Annotated in this window: 9 protein-coding genes and 1 pseudogene; 7 read left to right on the top strand and 3 right to left on the bottom strand. The window is 54.2% G+C overall.

What is annotated here, in order from left to right; all coding sequences use genetic code 11:
- Window positions 1-213 precede the first annotated feature (213 nt).
- The 5 genes and pseudogenes from RBB82_RS24210 to RBB82_RS24190 all read left to right on the top strand — a co-directional run bounded on the left by RBB82_RS24210 (window position 214) and on the right by RBB82_RS24190 (window position 6,989).
- Complete coding sequence (locus tag RBB82_RS24210) at window positions 214-3,054, top strand: malectin domain-containing carbohydrate-binding protein (RefSeq protein WP_433975662.1); 2,841 nt, start codon at window positions 214-216, stop codon at window positions 3,052-3,054.
- 131 nt (window positions 3,055-3,185) lie between these two features.
- Window positions 3,186-3,623 (top strand): malectin domain-containing carbohydrate-binding protein, encoded by a 438-nt coding sequence (locus RBB82_RS24205; protein ID WP_433976011.1) that lies wholly within the window; start codon window positions 3,186-3,188, stop codon window positions 3,621-3,623.
- A 277-nt stretch (window positions 3,624-3,900) separates the two neighbouring features.
- Window positions 3,901-4,135, top strand: a pseudogene (locus tag RBB82_RS24200) (ISNCY family transposase); the annotation flags it as partial.
- 82 nt (window positions 4,136-4,217) lie between these two features.
- Window positions 4,218-4,583: a hypothetical protein gene (locus RBB82_RS24195; RefSeq protein WP_433976025.1), complete on the top strand. Its 366-nt coding sequence runs from the start codon at window positions 4,218-4,220 to the stop codon at window positions 4,581-4,583.
- Window positions 4,584-4,715: 132 nt separating this feature from the next.
- Window positions 4,716-6,989, top strand: a complete 2,274-nt coding sequence (locus RBB82_RS24190; RefSeq protein WP_433975661.1) for a glycoside hydrolase family 3 C-terminal domain-containing protein — start codon at window positions 4,716-4,718, stop codon at window positions 6,987-6,989.
- A gap of 228 nt (window positions 6,990-7,217) precedes the next feature.
- Here RBB82_RS24190 and RBB82_RS24185 read toward each other — a convergent pair whose 3' ends face one another.
- Complete coding sequence (locus RBB82_RS24185; protein ID WP_433975660.1) at window positions 7,218-8,273, bottom strand: LacI family DNA-binding transcriptional regulator; 1,056 nt, start codon at window positions 8,271-8,273, stop codon at window positions 7,218-7,220.
- Between the two features lie 483 nt (window positions 8,274-8,756).
- On the opposite strand from RBB82_RS24185, the gene RBB82_RS24180 reads away from it, so the two are divergent.
- Window positions 8,757-12,395, top strand: a complete 3,639-nt coding sequence (locus tag RBB82_RS24180) for a carboxypeptidase regulatory-like domain-containing protein (RefSeq protein ID WP_433975659.1) — start codon at window positions 8,757-8,759, stop codon at window positions 12,393-12,395.
- A 58-nt stretch (window positions 12,396-12,453) separates the two neighbouring features.
- Here the strand turns inward: RBB82_RS24180 and RBB82_RS24175 are convergent, their stop codons facing one another.
- A complete protein-coding gene (locus RBB82_RS24175) occupies window positions 12,454-14,103 on the bottom strand; it encodes a CRTAC1 family protein (protein WP_433975658.1) in 1,650 nt (549 codons plus the stop codon).
- 181 nt (window positions 14,104-14,284) lie between these two features.
- Window positions 14,285-16,273, bottom strand: a complete 1,989-nt coding sequence (locus tag RBB82_RS24170) for a tetratricopeptide repeat protein (protein ID WP_433975657.1) — start codon at window positions 16,271-16,273, stop codon at window positions 14,285-14,287.
- Window positions 16,274-16,778: 505 nt separating this feature from the next.
- Between RBB82_RS24170 and RBB82_RS24165 the strand changes: the two genes are divergently transcribed.
- A complete protein-coding gene (locus tag RBB82_RS24165) occupies window positions 16,779-16,967 on the top strand; it encodes a hypothetical protein (protein ID WP_433975656.1) in 189 nt (62 codons plus the stop codon).
- The last annotated feature ends 177 nt before the right edge of the window (window positions 16,968-17,144 follow it).

Raw genomic sequence — 17,144 nt, 5'->3', positions numbered from 1 at the left:
TGATGACACGCCCTATTAAATGAGTTATTTATTTGAGCATTAGGCTAGACAGTTACGCACCAAGTCGGGCAGTATGGTGGACGTCTTTTCGACCTCCCCATATGACACAGATGCCGACATGCAACTTGCCTGCGAAGACGCATGGGGAGTCGATCGAGATCAAGATCCGCGGCGACCAAGCCGATCGATTTACCTCAGGAGAGTGCCAGGCCCATGCCAGACCAAATGTTCCAAACTTCATTGCAGAACAACCAATGCCGAGCACTACTAACCGTCGACTGCTTTGAGAGGACATGGCGCAGGCTCGCTGCGCACACGCTTGTGCTGGGTCTCGTGGCCGGGATTTGTTTCTCGGGTGGCCGTCGAGCGATGGCCCAGGAAAGACCCAACTTTGGCCCCAACGTCTTTATCTTCGACCCGAGCATGTCGAACTCGGCGATACAGAGCAAGCTGACTTCGCTTTCTCAAGAAGCGCAGTTCAGCACCAACCGCTATGCGGCGATGTTTATGCCTGGAACTTACGATGTTCAGTCCCAGGTGGGATACTACGAATCGGTTACGGGCCTTGGCGAGTCTCCGAGTTCCGTGACCATCAACGGCTCGGTTACCTCGAGCAATATCGATGAGTTCGGTGGGCTGACAACGATCTTTTGGCGCTCGATGGAGAACCTCACCGAGAATTCTCCATCGACGCTGTTCTGGGGAGTTTCCCAAGGGACATCGTTGCGGCGAATGCAAATAAACAGTGCGCTGCAATTGACGAATTCGGCCTGCAACTTTTCGAGCGGCGGCTTCATCTCAGATTCAATTGTTACGGGCAATGTCAACTCCTGCTCCCAGCAACAATGGTTTACGCGAAACAGCAAGATTGGGAGTTGGAGCGGCAGTAACTGGAATATGGTCTTTTCTGGAGTTGAGGGCGCGCCCTTTCCGAATTATCCATCCAATGCATATACGGTGCTTCCCACCACACCTGTGAGCCGTGAAAAGCCATTCCTGTATGTAGACGAAAGACGCAGGTTTCGTGTCTTTGTACCGACGATGCAGGAAAATTCGTCGGGCGTTACCTGGTCGCGCGGACTTGGACGTGGGTACTCGCTTTCGATCGACGATTTCTTGATCGCGCTTCCGACTACTCCCCTGACGGAGATCAACCAGGCACTGGCACAAGGCAAGAACCTGATTCTTACCCCTGGCGTTTACAAGCTCACGGGATCTATCAACGTAACCAATCCGAATACCGTCGTGCTCGGCATGGGATACGCAACACTCGTCCCGCAAACTGGCACAGCGGCAATTAAAGTGTCTGACGTCGATGGAGTTAGAATCGCATCGGTCTTAATCGATGCTGGGCCGGTGAACTCGCCGGTTCTTGTACAAATCGGCAACGCTGATGGCTCGAGGCGACCCCACCGTTCGAATCCGACTTCGTTGAACGACGTCTTCTTTCGCGTTGGCGGCGGAACACCAGGAACAGCGACTACAACTCTTGAAATCGATAGCAATGATGTGATCCTTGACAATATCTGGGCCTGGCGCGCAGATCACGGGAACGGGGTGGGCTTTACCGTCAACGTTGCAGATCATGGAGTTGTGGTGAACGGGGACGATGTGACCGCGCTTGGCCTGTTCGTGGAACATTACGAGAAGGAACAGGTGTTATGGAACGGAGAGCGGGGGGCGACGATCTTCTACCAGAGCGAATTGCCGTACGATCCGCCAAATCAGAGCGCGTGGATGGATAACGGCGCGAATGGTTATCCTTCGTATGTTGTCTCACCAACGGTTGCGCACCACGCTGCGTACGGGTTTGGGGTGTACTCATTCTTCAACCAGAATGTAAACATCATCGAGGACAGCGCGATCATGGTTCCGAACACACCTGATGTAACGGTGACGCATGCGGTCTCCGTCTTCATTACGGGAAGCGGCTCCATTACACACACGGTTGATGATGCGGGCGGATCGGTAATGAATGGAAACCAGACAAACTTCCTGCCGTTTTACCAGGGGGTACCATGCACCTTCGATTGCCCGATCGCTCCGAACTCACCGAGAAATCTGAAGGCGTTTGTGGCGTCTCCGAACCAGGTGAATTTATTCTGGTCACCGAGTTTTCGGCCCGGTGTTCGCTACAGCGTGTTTCGGAGTCTGGCGTCCGGTTTTGTTCCGTCCAGTAGCAACCTCGTTTATTCCGGCATTATCGGCACCAGCTTCGAAGACAATCAGGTGAATCCCGGCGCGAACTACTTCTACGTCGTGGAAGCGGTCAGCGATATGGGTATATCAGACGTTTCCAACGAGGCTAGTGTCTCCATTCCGAGTACGGGAGGTGTGGTCAGCCAAAGCGTATTGCAGATTAGCGCAGGCGGAGGCGCCTCCGGTAGTTGGGTCGCGGATGAGGACTTCACTGGCGGGACTGCAACCAGCACGGGAGATACGATCAATACGTCTCTGGTGCCGAATCCGGCCCCGCAGAGCGTTTATCAGGCTAACCGGTTCGGGCCGATGACGTATACGATTCCAGGTCTCATACCCAATGGGAAGTACATCGTGAACCTGCACTTTGCAGAGACCTTTTGGACTGCTCCAGGTCAGAGGCAGTTCAATGTTCTGATCAACGGCAAAGAAGTTTTGAGGAACTTCGATATCTTTGCCTATGCCGGAGCAAAGGATGTTGCGTTTGTCGAATCGCTTGCCGCCATAGCCGACAAGAGTGGGATAATCACCATCCAATTCACGGTCGGTGCAGCCGACAATCCACAGATCAATGGGATTGAGATCGGACTTCCGTGCAAGAGAAACTGCCCGGTGGCGCCAACCGCTCCGAAGGGATTAAGTGCTGCCGAGACGTCGATGAACCAGATCAATCTGTCATGGACGGCGAGCGCGACCTCTGGTGTTGTGTATAACGTATTTCGTAGCCAGGAGGCAGGGTTTGCGGCCACGGCAGCAAACGAGCTTGCTTCGGGCATCGCTGGAACGAGGTATTCACCGATGCGCTTGTATTGGCTTTTCGGACACCAGTGCGAATCCTGCCACGACCTACAATAGCTGGGTTGCCGATGAGGACTTCTCGGGTGGCACCGCAACCTACTACTACGCAGTGGCGGCTTTGAATGACGTAGGCCTGTCGCCGGCTACGAACGAGATCAAAGTTTGCAACGACGAGTGCCGGAGGCACGATCGACAAGGATGTCCTAGAGATCAATGCCGGCGGCGACGCAGTCACTTCGCATGTTGCAAATCCCGCTCCACTATCCGTCTATCAGACCAATCGGTTCGGTCCGATGACGTATACGATTCCAGGATTTGCGGCTGGAGGAAAGTACGTTGTGGAGCTGCACTTTGCGGAGACGTTCTGGACCGCACCAGGCCAGCGTCAATTCAATGTATTGATCAACGGCGTTCAAGTGCTGAAGAATTACGACATATATGCATCAGCTGGCGGCGAGTTTATTGCCACCGTTCAATCGTTCTCCGTTACCGCAGACAACACGGGGAGTATCACGATCCAGTTCGTTCCGGGCGCCGCGGACCAACCACAAATCAATGGAATAGAGATTGGGACGGGTTCAACGACCGGCGCAGTCGTTGTTGGCTCCAACTCAGCCGGCAGATAGTCCTCAACCAATAGGTTCGGCGGGCCGGTTGATCCGGCCCGCCGAAGCCAAAGACAAATGCCGGGGCAAAAGCGGGCCTGACAGCTCCGAATTTCTCACCACACTTCTAAAGCTGCGGCGTGATGGTGGAGTCCTTGAAGTAAAGTCGATCTGCTGGCCAGCAACCCTAGACGACTTGCCAGCCGTGCTCCAGCCCGACCGCCCAGGGCTAAAGTAAGCCACTGTAGAGCCTCGCTGGAACGGCAACTCCTGCGTGCGGAGGCCGCCAGAGCTACCTCTCTTCCGCGTGAACCGACCGGACGCGATGGGAGGAGCCGGGATGACCCAGTTCGGTCGTGCGCTGGCAGAACTCAACATCGAGATCCTGTGCGCAAACTCCAGTCAGGCCAAGGGAACGGGTCGAGCGAGTCAATCGCACTCTCCAGGACCGCCTGGTCAAGGAGCTGCGACTAGCCGGCATCTGCGATATGGCAGCCGGCAACGTCTTCCTGCCAGCGTTCCTGGAGCACTTCAAAGTGTCTGGTTTCTGCAAAGTTGAAATGTCCAAACTACCCTTCCGAGGGATGACGGAGGCGGAGATTGGATCTTTTAAGCATGAGTGGACACGAACTACGACGCATAGAAATTCTCTCCGAGGTTCGAGCAAAGCGACGCACCGAGATCTCGGGGGCGGTGATTCTAGGGATCAGCACGAGGCAGACGCGCCGGCTGGTTGTAGCGTGTGGCGGTGGTGGAGCCATGATCCACAAGGCCCGCGGCCGCAGCTCGAACAACCAACTCATTGTCGGGATTCGCGAGTATGTGATCGAGCTGGTCCGATCGCTCTACGCGGACTTTGGTCCGAGCCTGGCGGCGGAGGTTTTGCTCGCGAAGGACGGAGTCAAGGTTTCACGCGAGACGCTGCGCAAGTGGATGGTCGAGGATGCGGTCGCCTTGATCCGCCGCGGTTCTGAGGGTTGAAGCGCAGGTGACAGGGCGGCAGCACCAGAGCAAATTTGTAATTGTGAATTGTTAAAGTTTTCCTTGCTAAGTACAGTCAATCCAATAACAATCCACAAGGCGTAGCAAAATCGATTTATTGGCTTATCCTCCATGACAAAACACATTCTTAAGAGCCTTCCCGTACTGCTTGCCCTAGCTCAGACTAACGCGCTGTTTGCTCAAGTGCCCGGCCAACCAGCAGTCCACGCGCCCGCTCAAATTCGCCATATGTCGACGCCTGATGTGCCTCCTTATCCCTTTCTTGACGCGACTTTGCCTATGGACGAACGCATTTCAAATCTTCTATCGCTCATGACTATCGATGAGAAGATCGACTGCCTGTCCACACGAACAGGCGTTCCCCGCCTTGGTGTACCCAACTTTGGCTCATCTGAAGGCATCCACGGTGTAGTACAGCGCGGCAACGACAGTGGCCCGTATCGGCGGACAGCGATTACCACTACTCAGTTCCCTCAACCTCCCGGAATGGGCGAGTCCTGGGATCCCGCGCTGGTCCAACAAGCAGGCGGAGTCGAGGGATACGAAGCCCGCTTTATTAGCCAGACCGCCAAATACAACCGCCAGATTCTCCAACTCTGGGGCCCCCAAGCCGACCTTGCTCGTGATCCACGGTGGGGTCGCTCGGAAGAGGTCTACGGAGAAGATCCCTTCTTCAACGGAACCATGGTCACTGCTTTCATTAAAGGTCTCCAAGGCGACGATCCGAAATACTGGCTCTCCGCGGCACTCCTCAAGCATTTCCTTGCCAATAGCAATGAGAATTTTCGCACGAGCAGTTCGTCAAACTTCGACGAGCGTCTCTTCTGGGAGTACTACTCCGTTCCTTTCCGCATGGGATTCGTCGATGGCGGCGCTAAGGGCGTTATGGCATCCTACAACGCGTGGAACGACATCCCCATGGCGGTAAACCCAGTTCTTAAGAATGTTCTTGAAAAGCAGTGGGGCGTGGAAATTCTGTCCGGCGACGGCGGCGCAATTAAGCTTCTGTCGACGGCTCATCACCGTTACCCCGACATGCAAACCGCTGTCGCGGCCGCTGCGCACGCCGGTGTCAATCAGTTCCTCGATAACGTGAAGGTTGAGGCAACGGCAGACTTCAAGAGCGGTTCCATTACCGAAAAAGAGATCGACGATCTGCTCCGCCTTAAATTTCGCACAACCATCCGACTAGGTCTTCTCGATCCGCCGGACGTCGTGCCATATAGCAAAATCAAAGACTTTCCCGAGCCATGGAATACCTCCAGGGATATGGATATCTCCGAAAAGATGGCCGCTGAGTCAATCGTGCTACTCAAGAATGCGCCATTGCAATCCTCAATCCCCCTACTTCCGCTTAGGAAGGAGTCGATCAAGTCGATCGCTGTGGTCGGGCCTCTCGCCGACGTCATCCACTGGGATTGGTACGGCGGCACCCCCCCTCACCTCGTTACGCCGCTCGAGGGCATTCGTAACGCTGTCGGGCCCAACGTGAGGGTAAATTATGCCGCTGACGAATCCGGGCAGGCGGCCTATACAGCGGCTCATAGCTCAGATGTCGCCATCGTGGTCGTTGGCAATGACCCCACCTGCGGTCCCGACATGGGCCGCGACTGGAAAAACACAGGCGACGGAGGCGGCACGCTTCCCTGCTCTGATCCCGGAGACGGACGAGAAGGTCGCGACCGTGAGTCCATCTCGCTCACGCAAGAGCAGCTGATCAAACAGGTTTATGCTGCCAATCCAAAGACTATCGTCGTACTCATCTCGAGCTTTCCCTATGCCATCAACTGGACCCAGGCAAACATTCCCGCCATCCTTCATATGGCGCAATCATCGGAGGATGAAGGCACGGCTATCGCCAAGGTTATCTTTGGCGACTTCAACCCAGCGGGTCGAACTGTGATTACATGGCCGCGTTCTATTGAGCAGCTTCCCCCCATGATGGACTACAACATCCGCCACGGCCGCACTTATATGTATTTTAAGGGGGACCCTCTCTACCCATTTGGCTTCGGCCTCAGCTATAGCACCTTCGCTTACGCAAATCTCAAAATCAGTTCTCCAATCCTCACGAAAGATGGTACGCTCACCGTTTCGGTGGATGTCACGAACACCGGAACAATGGTCGGTGACGAGGTCGTGCAGCTCTACGTTAAGCATCCGAGATCCAAAGTCGATCGTCCCAATCAAGAGCTCAAGGGCTTCCAGCGTGTCACTATCAATCCAGGCGAAAGAAAAACTGTTCTAATCCCTCTCAAAGCCTCAGCTCTCGCCATTTGGAACGAAAAGCATGCAGAACTCGAAGTGGAATCCGAACCACTCGACGTTCTGATCGGCAGCTCCTCCAAAGACATAAAGCTATCCTCAAAAATCGAGGTCCGCTAGTTCTTCTATTGCCTCCGGGTGCCAGTCATTCTACGCACATATACAAGCATTGAGGTTGCATGAGGGCCCCACATCCAAGAAGCGTCATTCACTGTAGCGATCGCGTGACATCCGGAGTCGCATTCTCCGGCCCGTTCTAAACGAAATGATGGTAAGAACACTTCACAGTTGGGCGTGCACAAGGTCCGTTTGTAAACGCGACCTTGAGAAATTGCAGTGCCGGAGGTTTCAACGTCGAAGCTTTTTGGGCTTATGCGGCTTGGCTGTAGACTCGCGAACAACAAGCTCAGGTTCGAATATGAGAAGGTTCCGGCCACCATCGTGGGATTTCTGGATCCGTTTGAGCAGAACCTGAACGGCAGTTTCTCCCATACTGACCAGTGGCTGACGAATGGTCGTCAGGCTGGGCGTGCCAAACGCAGCCGATGCAATGTCATCGAAACCCATAACGGAGATATCATCCGGACAACGCAATCCTGCGTCGACGATGGCACGGATTGCTCCAATCGCCGAAACATCGTTGAAGCAAAAGATCGCGGTGAGCGCTGGTTTCTTTGCGAGTAGGTCGCGAACCAGAGGATAACCGAGTTCTGGTGTCCAAGAGTTGTTCCGGATTTGCAAACAGAATTCAGGTCGCATCCGAATGCCGATCGCCTTGGCTTGTTTGCGGATACTATCCCAACGCCACCGTGAGTCCGGAATGTGCGGAGGGCCTTTCATAAACGCAATTTCTCGATGTCCCAAATTATGGAGGTGACGGAGAGCGAGAGAGGTGGCCTTCTGATGGTTGAGCACAATGTTCACCACCCCCGGCATTTCGCTCAGCCCTGAGATAGACACGACTGGTACTGCCAACGGCTTCTTCAGAAGCGTGTTGATCAAAATGAAGCCGTCTACCCCTCGTTCGGTCAGCAGTTGGGGATAGTCCGCAAGGAGCTCGGCTTTGCCCTCATGGCTGACAACGAAATGAAGGTAGCCGGCGTTCCGCAAATTGTGTTCAACCCCGCTCATGACCATCGGAAAGTAGCCTTCGCTGACCTCCGGCGCAATTACTCCGATCGTAAAGCTCTGGCTGGTTCTGAGAGACCGTGCGAGAAAGTTTGCCTTATAGTTGAGCTCCTTCGCCGCCGCGAGCACGCGTTCCTGAGTCTTTGGTGAGATGCTTTCGTAGCCCGGAGCGTGGTTGACTACCAGAGAAACAGTTGACGGCGATAGGTGCAGGTGTTGGGCCAATGCTTTCAGAGTAATGGAGCGCCCGTTGCTTCTATCTTTTGCCTGCTTCATTCGGAGACCTTTTAGCTCCTGTGGGGCGCTTGCGATACGCAATTCCCGCTTCTTCAGGAGGGGAGAGAAATGAAATGCAGTAAGTCTGTTTACTCTGATGGTGAAAGCGTATTACTCACCGGGGTCTGTTAGATATCATCTCCAGCTCTTTCAATCGGAAGAATACTCCTCGATGGCAGGAAAGCTGAAAGTTTTTGAGAGATGATCTGGTGACGCGAGTCGCACTCAGGTCGAGAGCGAACTGCGCGCTGATGCCAAGCCGCAGTAGTGGTTTTACCCACGTTGCAGATAAATGTTGACATCTGTTGCGACGTTCCTGTAAACGCTAAAAGCTTTACAAAATCGATTTTTCCGCCTATTGGGGAACTCTCGAGCTCGGTAGGTACCCCTCGGACCCTAGCGCGGATCTGGCTTACAAAAGCTAAGGGACACTCTTTTACAAGAACGCTCTGGAAAAAGAGCGAACACTCACCTGGAGGCTGTATGCAGCAAGCAAAATTTTCAGTAGAGATGTCTTTGTGGATGCGCCAGCGAGTATTTTTGCATGTTGCCCTTTGTTTCATGCTAGTCGGCATGACGGCCTATAAGGCCTATGCTCAGGTGTCAGCGACCGTGAATGGAACGGTCACGGACACCACAGGGGCACTCGTCAGTGGGGCAAGAGTGAGCTTGACGAACGCGGCCACTAATGAGCAGCGCGAGACGGTGAGCAATGGTGCAGGCTACTTTGCCTTTCCTGCACTCCTTAGTGGTAGTTACGCGCTTCACGTCGAGGCGAAGGGATTTCAGGGCTATGAACAACATGGCATTGCGCTGAGCGCGGGTGATGTGCGAAAGCTGTCTGATGTGATGCTGAAGATTGGAAGTGAGACGCAGACAGTCGAAGTTGCCGTCAGCACGCAGATCATTCCAGTCGAGAATGGACAACGTGCGGCGTTGCTCGACGCTAAGGATATTCAACAGTTGGCGATTCAGGGACGCAATCTTTCTGAACTTTTGAAGGTGCTGCCAGGCGTCACGAGTGTGGCGAATGGTCTCAGTAACGGTGCCTTGTATGATCCTACGGTGGTCAGCGTTGGTTCGAGCGCGGTAGGAAACGGATTAAATGCCAACGGTGCTCCAAACCGCGGCGGCACCAGTCAACTGTCGGATGGTGTCGATATTGACGATCCGGGCTGCAATTGCAATTCGATTGCGATTTTGAATCCTGATATGACCCAGGAAGTCAGCGTACAGACCTCAAATTTTGGTGCGGACGCTCCACGTGGCCCTGTCGTCATCAATTCAGTCAGCAAGTCCGGCGGTTCGAGCTACCACGGAGAAGGGTACTTTTACGTTCGGAACGACATCTTCAACGCCAACGATTGGCAGAGCGATCACGCAGGCACTCCGAAGGGGAGTGCTCACTACTACTATCCCGGCGGCAACGTCGGCGGACCCATTCCATTCACACACAAGAAGGTCCTCGGCTGGTTCGGCTACGAGAGAATTCTTCAGAACACTGGCAACTCGAATCGGCTGCAGTCCTTCATTCCAACACCGGATATGATGGCCGGCAACTTCACAAACACGAATGCGAACACAGCGTTCTGCGGTGGCAATCTGACACCGACTGCAACCAACGGCTGCAACGATCTCACTGGCACGGTTTTGCCTGACGGATCTGTGATCGGGGTAGGAAATCGGCCCGCCGGTATCATTCCCACGGAGTTTCTGAGTCCTGGTGCCAAATCACTTGCAAGCTTCTGGCCTGCCGCAAATGCAAACCCCCTCACCACGCCTGGAGGATTTAACTACAACCAGGTCATTCCTGGTACGCACGACGGCTATCTCTTCCGTGCCCGGGTGGACTATAACCTCAGCGACCGGACGAACTTTTTCATCTCGTATCAGTACGGTCAGGACTCGGCTCCCTCCCAGGGAAATGGTGCACACATCTACTGGACGCCAGGCAATGCAATCCCCTATCCCGGTGGCGGCCTGATCAGCAGTTCTTTCTCAAAGGCGGTTGCCGGCCACTTTGTTCATGTCTTCAGCGCGACCTTCACCAATGAGTTCATCGCGAGCTGGGGTTACGGCAACTTCCCGGTAGGCCCACCCAATGCGTCGGCTGCCTATAAGACGACGCTTGCTTATCCGACGAACTACGGTACCGTTTTCAAGACGGGATCGCCTTTGATCCCGTCTTACACCAGCGCCGGCAACCTGACCTTTCCGGACTTCTCGCAACAGGACATCTTCGAGACTGGCGGAAAATACTTAGTACGCAAGGAGATGCCAGCGTTCTCTGATGGTGCGACCAAGGTGGCCGCAACTCATACCATAAAGGCGGGAATCTATGCAGAGAACGTTGGCAATATTCAAGGTGGCTCGTTCTCTCCCAATGGCTCGCTCAACAGTTTTAGCAGCGGCGGGAAGGTCTACAGCAACATCCTCACTGGCCAGCCCATTGGATCCCCGAATAACCCCACCGCCAACTTCCTCCTCGGGAACGTAACCAACTACGCCGAGAACAATGCTGCGCCCGTAAGCGATATGGCATACCAAACCCTCTCGTTCTATGGGGATGACACCTGGAAGATCACTAAGCGACTCACCCTGGAGTATGGTATCCGCTTCGAACACATTGGCCACTGGTACGATCGTCAGGATAACGGCCTTGCCGTCTTCGTTTCCTCACTGGTGCAGAGCGATCTGACTGCCGGGAAGCTAAATCCCGGCATCTATTCGCATGCGACAAGCCCGGGAATTTCCAAGGCGGGGTCGCCGGATCGCTTCCTGTTCGTCTCTCCACGCTTCGGAATTTCTTACGACCTGTTAGGAACGGGCAAGACGATTCTCAGAGGTGGATGGGGAGTCTACAGGTTCGCCGATCAATATAACGACTATACGGGTGCACTTTCGACGGCGCAGAATATTCAGAGCTACGGCCTGCCCGGCCAGAGTAGTGTCCTGCTGTCGCAGATTGGGTCGATTCCAGTTCCGGCGCCGGGAGGAATCAATGGAACGGTCAACGCCGTGGGTGCCACCGACTATGGCATTCCGAAGACGACCAGCTACAACTTCACTATCTCGCAGCAGGGCCCGTGGAACTCTCTGGTTGAAGTTGCCTACGTCGGCAACAACAGCCAGCAGCTCCTTATTGGAGGGGAGTCAATCTCAGGGAGTGGTTTTACCGAGTTCATCAACATGAATAAAGTGCCGCTGGGTGCACTCTATCAACCTGACCCAGTCACGGGCGTCATCTCGCCGAATCCTGAGAACCTGTCGCAGGGTGCTCCGAACAACAAGGAAGCTGACTACCGAACCTATGGGAAGGCGTATGGCACGAACCAGGTCAACGTCAACCAGCATATTGGCTACTCCAACTACAACGGACTGCAGCTTAGCTGGGTGAAGCGTTCTGATCACCTTACCTACAACTTCAACTACACCTGGTCGAAGAGCCTGGGGACTGGACTGTTGGAAGATCCTTTTATTCTGCGAAACAACTACGGTGTAACGGCGGTTGATCGTTCTCAAGTATTCAACTCGTCGTATTCCTACAACTTCGGAAGGGTCTATAACGGGCAGTCTCGCATGCTCGGCGGGGTATCGAACGACTGGACCCTTTCCGGTATTACGACCCTGCAATCAGGCGGCAATCTTCCGGCTCAGGATAGTCCAAACTTCGGGTTGAATATTACTGGTCTCAGCCAGGCGACATACTTTGGCACAACTGCGCCGAAGCTGATTCAGCCAGTTGTGACATGTAACCCGCTCGCGAATCTGAAGCCGAACCAGAAGCTGAATGAGAGTTGTTTCGCTGCACCTCAGGTCGGGAATAACGGACCGAGCAGCTATCCATATTACAAGGGCGCTGCCTTCTTCGATACCGACCTGGCGGCTTACAAGACGTTCAAAATTCACGAGAGCCAGGGACTTCAGTTCCGCTTATCTGCGTTCAACTTCGTCAACCATCCACTCGGTGAATTCAGCGGAAGCAATCAGCTCCAGCTCAATTACAACACTGACCTGACTCCGAATACGGCAAGCAACTCAAAAACTCAGGGCTTTCTCGATACCAAGGCAGGTGGTCATGCAGCACGTATCCTGGAACTCGCGCTGAAGTACAACTTCTAACTCAATCAGCAACCGGGGCGGATGAATGTCAACCGTCCCGGTTTCAAATTAAGAGGCTTCATTGGTGAGACCCCGTGGGTCTGACTTTTTCTGCAGGCACAAGTCCCTGAGCTTCTAGCAGGAAGTAGAACTTATCAGCCGCTAGGTTTGTTATTTTATCGGTCTTACCGGAAGGCCAGTGAACCTCTAATAGGTCGATCAAGGTAGCGTTACCGATTCCAAAGTGGACCCGAGTGTCGTTCTGCGACAGGTAGCTGCCTCCGCTGTGAATCTCTTCCACCTGGGAGACTCCGCCAGCCACGATATGAACGCGTGCGTTGAGCGCCATGCGATTGCTTGCAACTCCCGCCAATTCGAAGCTCACCCAATGGCGCCCCGCAACACCTGTGTTCTTTAGGATCGCAGGTTTGCCATCCAGATTCTCAACGACTACGTCGAGATTGCCATTGTTAAACAAATCTCCTACGGCAAGGCCGCGGGAGACCCGTTCATCGGTGAGTGCGGCCCCGGCCAATCTACTAGCATCACAAAACGTGCCGTCTCGCTGGTTGAGATGAAAGAGAGCAGGCTCTTTGTACTTCGCTCCCGTAGGAAGATCGTCGACCTGTGGGTAGACATGTCCGCTCACTGCGATGAGGTCGAGCCAACCATCGTTGTCGAAGTCTGCGAAGGCGGTTCCCCATTTTACAAACGGGAGAGACGGTACGGCGACACCTGCCGGATAGGAGTTCTCGGTGAAGTTCCAATCGCCATCATTTCGGTACAAGACGTCATTTTCATCGGAGAAGTTAGTGACGTAGATGGATTGTCGACCTGTGTTGAGATAGTCTCCGACAGCTAGTCCCATGGAAGCTTGCTCGGCGCCATCGGCGTTGAGGGCTGTGCCTGATTCTAGGCCTATCTCTTCAAATTGTCCGTGACCTTTGTTCTTGTAGAGGAACTTCGGAGTCGAGTCGTTGGCCACGTAGATGTCGGGGTGGCCTGAGTTGTTGAAGTCCGACCATAGAACGCCTAGCCCATAGAAGCCGCCGGGATCGCTGACTCCGGAGGTCGTTGAAACATCAGTGAAAGTTCCGTCGCCATTGTTGTGAAAGAGCGAATCGCCCGCGCCTTTCAAACCTCGTGGGCCACACTGTACGTCAACGCCGCGGTATCTGCAGTTGGGCGCACTACCGAACTTAGGTAGATCGTTGAGGTTCAAATCTACGTAGTTTGTGACTATCAGGTCAGCAAACCCATCGCCATCGTAGTCTCCAAACGCAGCGCCTGTGGACCATCGGCCATCTCGAACGCCGGCTTTTGCGGTGACGTCGGTGAATGTGCCATTTCCATTGTTCTTGTAGAGTATGTTGCCGCCAAGGCAGGTGAGATAGAGGTCGGGCCATCCATCGTTGTCGTAGTCGCCAACGGCTCCTCCCATCGCGAAGCACGAGTTAAGCAGACCAGATGTGCGGGTGACGTCGGTGAAGGTTCCGTCGTGGTTGTTGTGGTAGAGCGCGCCTGGGCTTTTCTTTTTTTCGAGAGACATGGCGACCGTAGGGGCATTAGTGAAGTAGATGTCAGGCCAGCCGTCGCGATCGTAGTCGAAGAGGACGACGCCGCCACTCATGGACTCGACGATGTATCTCTTTGTGGGATCGGAGATGTGACTGAACGTGATGCCAGCCTTTGCGGTCACGTCGATGAATTGAGGTATTGGGCGGTCCATACAGTCTTTTGAGCTTGCTTCAGGTGGCAGCGGGGATGGTTGTGGATGGCCGCCTTGGGCGCGAGCAGAAACAACCGTTCCGCAAACAAAGAGCATGGACGCAACGAGTCTGCTATGCCACCGCGATTTCAATCGCGGTAAAGTCTTTGAAAGACTGATAATGTCACCAACCAATAGCCCCTCATTGAGGGGAACAATCACTTCCGTCGCTTGTGCATCGCTCGCGTAATGTCATCGGGACATGCGCTGCATCACCTTTACCTAGCGTATCGAAGATAGCCTGTTCTCGCTCAGCATCGGGGGCGCGGTGGCCTTTGCGATAGGCAGACGCTAGCAGTCGGTGACTCTCCTTGTCGTTTGTGTCTAGTTTCGTAGCCATCTCGAGGTTTTGGATGGCTCGATGAAGCTCGCCAAGGTCGAGTTCGATTGAGCCCAGAAGAGAATGGGCCATCGCATTGTCAGGATTCAGTTTAATGGATGTCTGAAGTTGCGCAACTGCTTGAGCATAGTCTTTATGAAGCGCATAACCTTCACCGAGTGTAGTGTGTACGTTGGCCAACTGAGGATTTACCCGCTCGATAGCGAGAAGGCGCTTCATTCCTGCGTTAATGTTCCCTGTTTTTACTAGCGACGCCGCATAGATATAAGCGAGTTGCGCGGATTCTGCGGTCTGGTCCGGTGCGGAACCAAGAACCGTAAGCACTCCAGAGAAGTCTTTGGTGTTGAACAGGCTTACCGCCAACCCAGACAGAAGTTCGAAGTTTGTCGGGTTCGATCGCAAAGCACGCGAAAGAGGTGAAATGGATTGCTCGTAGCGTCCAGAGCGGGAGGCGGCCAGGCCCAAGTTGACATCAAGGCCGGTGAGTCCAGGATTCCATTCGTAGGCGTGCTCAAATGAAGTAAGAGCCTCTTCCGTGGAACGATTATTGGCGTCGATTACACCTAGGTTGTTGTAGCTGTCAGCGATGGCAGGGGCGATGCGCCTCTCAAAATCTGCGAGAGAAGCAGCTGCCTCAGCTTGGCGCAAGGAAAGTTGACCAGGGCTCGTATTGAGTGGCATTGTATCGCCGGCATCCGAAGGTTCAGCCCACCCTAGCTCGGCGGCAAGCCGCCCACGATCCCTTCCAAGACTACGCTTAAGCAATTCGGACGAGAGTTGCATCTCCTTCTTTGCAGCCTCCGCCTGACCGCACTGAATCAACAGACGACCCAACAGATAGTGGGACTTCTGTACCTGATAACGATTGTTCGAAGGATCTTTTGTCAGGGCTATCGACTGGCTGAAGGCGGCAATCGCTGCGTCTCTTCGGTTTGTTTCTGAGTAAAGTTGTCCAAGATAGAAGAATGGGCCCGGGTCGGAGGCATTGAGAGAGGTCGCTTGCTTTAGCTCTCGCTCCGCATCAGAGTATCGGTGCTGGCGCAGAGCGATGTTGCCCAGCTGTGAGTGCGTAGAAGCATCGCTAGGAGACAGCTTAAGCTCCGCTTCCAGCTCGCTATTGGCCTCTGCGAGCTTAGCGTCGCCACCAATGGTCAGGTAGTCAACGGCCAGAGCGTAATGCGCGCCGGGAAATTCATCGTCAATCGCAATCGCTTTCTTGAATTCAGCACTCGCTTCCTGCTGGAAGTCGGAGTTGAGATAGGCGCGGCCGATTTCGATGTGCAGGGCTGCCGTGTCTCCCAGTCCGGCGACCATCTCCGCGAATATCTTTGCGGCACTCGCACCATCGTCGCGGTCAAGACATGCGATCGCAAGAGCATAGCCGTTCTCGAAGTTTGGATCGAGCGCGACGGCTGCCTCGAAACTGCTACGCGCCGCCGCTTCGTTATTCAACTTGAGCAGCGCCCGACCGAGGAGTAGGTTAGCTTTCGCAAGCGCCTTTGTGTTGCCAGGATAATCACGGATTATGCCTTCTGTAAGGGTCCGGGTCCGTAAGAGATCGCCTGCAGCCAGGGCTGCCTGTGCATACCTGACCCTTAGACCCGGTGACTGGGGTGCAAGCCGCAGCGCTTCGTCAAAGAGAGGAGCCGCCTTACGATAGTTCTCGGCACTTGCGGACTGAATCGCGAGTTCGGCCAATGCGTCCGCTATGAAGATGTGGTATTCTCTGGCGGCTTCTCCAAAATCTCCGGACGTCTGAAAGTTTTGTGCGAGGTCGTAGTGCTTCTTCAAAACTGAATCGTTGTCGGAAGAACTTTGAGCTACCGTAGTAATCGACAAACTCAGAAGCAGCCCCCCAAAGATATCCCAAATAGACGGACGCCTTACGCGAACTGGAAACCCGCAGAATAGACTGGTGACCACACAAGCTCCTGAGACCACATCTACTATATAAGGCAGGAAAAGTCACTGCATCTGCCAACCGCCGCTAAAAAAGACAGAAAGCCAGATTGACGGTCACCTCGCTGCCCGCAAGAAGACCGCCTCTGATGGGATATGGGACGAAGGCTCCGCGAGATTCCGTAGACTTTGGTTAGTTTGGAGACTAAGGTGAGCAGGAGCAAGTAGCCCAAGATGATCATAATCGGTTGTGATTTTCATTCGAGTTTTCAACAGATAGCCGTTCTCGATACGAAGAGCGGCGAGTATGAGGAGCGGAAGCTAATGCATACGACAGGGAGAAGCGGAGCAGTTCTATCGTGGGCTGGATGCGTCATCCCTCGTTGGCATGGAATCGGTGGGCAATAGCCAGTGGTTTGTGCAACTGCTGGAACGGTTGGGCCACGAGGTAAGAATCGGCGACGCCGCCCAAATTCGTGCCAGCTATGTACGCAGGCAGAAGACTGAAAAACAGCGCCACATACCAATCAAAGCTACAGCCTTATTTATCATCGAGGTCCGCCTTGCCGAACAGGCGGACAAGTAACAGTGAGAGTCTGATCGATCGTGCAAGTCTTGTTTCCTGTCTTAGCAAGTACAGTCCGTCTGGACTGTGCCTTGAAAGCTGTACGCGAGGAAGAAAGAATCGAGAATCGCAAGCGCTAAGGCGGAGGCGGACGGGCACACCCTTGCAGGCAAGTCTGGAAGAGCACTTAAAGAATCG

Origin of the sequence: Tunturiibacter lichenicola (assembly GCF_051013355.1) — a bacterium.
Lineage (GTDB): Bacteria > Acidobacteriota > Terriglobia > Terriglobales > Acidobacteriaceae > Edaphobacter > Edaphobacter lichenicola_F.
The sequence above is the reverse complement of the archived record's forward strand: the minus strand, read 5'-3'. Positions and strand labels throughout refer to the sequence as shown.

What these genes read in the sequence shown, in the direction of transcription:
- RBB82_RS24175 (WP_433975658.1), bottom strand. Translation starts at nt 14,103, where the DNA reads ATGGACCGCCCAATACCTCAATTCATCGACGTGACCGCAAAGGCTGGC.
- RBB82_RS24195 (WP_433976025.1), top strand. Translation starts at nt 4,218, where the DNA reads ATGAGTGGACACGAACTACGACGCATAGAAATTCTCTCCGAGGTTCGA.
- RBB82_RS24180 (WP_433975659.1), top strand. Translation starts at nt 8,757, where the DNA reads ATGCAGCAAGCAAAATTTTCAGTAGAGATGTCTTTGTGGATGCGCCAG.
- RBB82_RS24190 (WP_433975661.1), top strand. Translation starts at nt 4,716, where the DNA reads ATGACAAAACACATTCTTAAGAGCCTTCCCGTACTGCTTGCCCTAGCT.
- RBB82_RS24210 (WP_433975662.1), top strand. Translation starts at nt 214, where the DNA reads ATGCCAGACCAAATGTTCCAAACTTCATTGCAGAACAACCAATGCCGA.
- RBB82_RS24185 (WP_433975660.1), bottom strand. Translation starts at nt 8,273, where the DNA reads ATGAAGCAGGCAAAAGATAGAAGCAACGGGCGCTCCATTACTCTGAAA.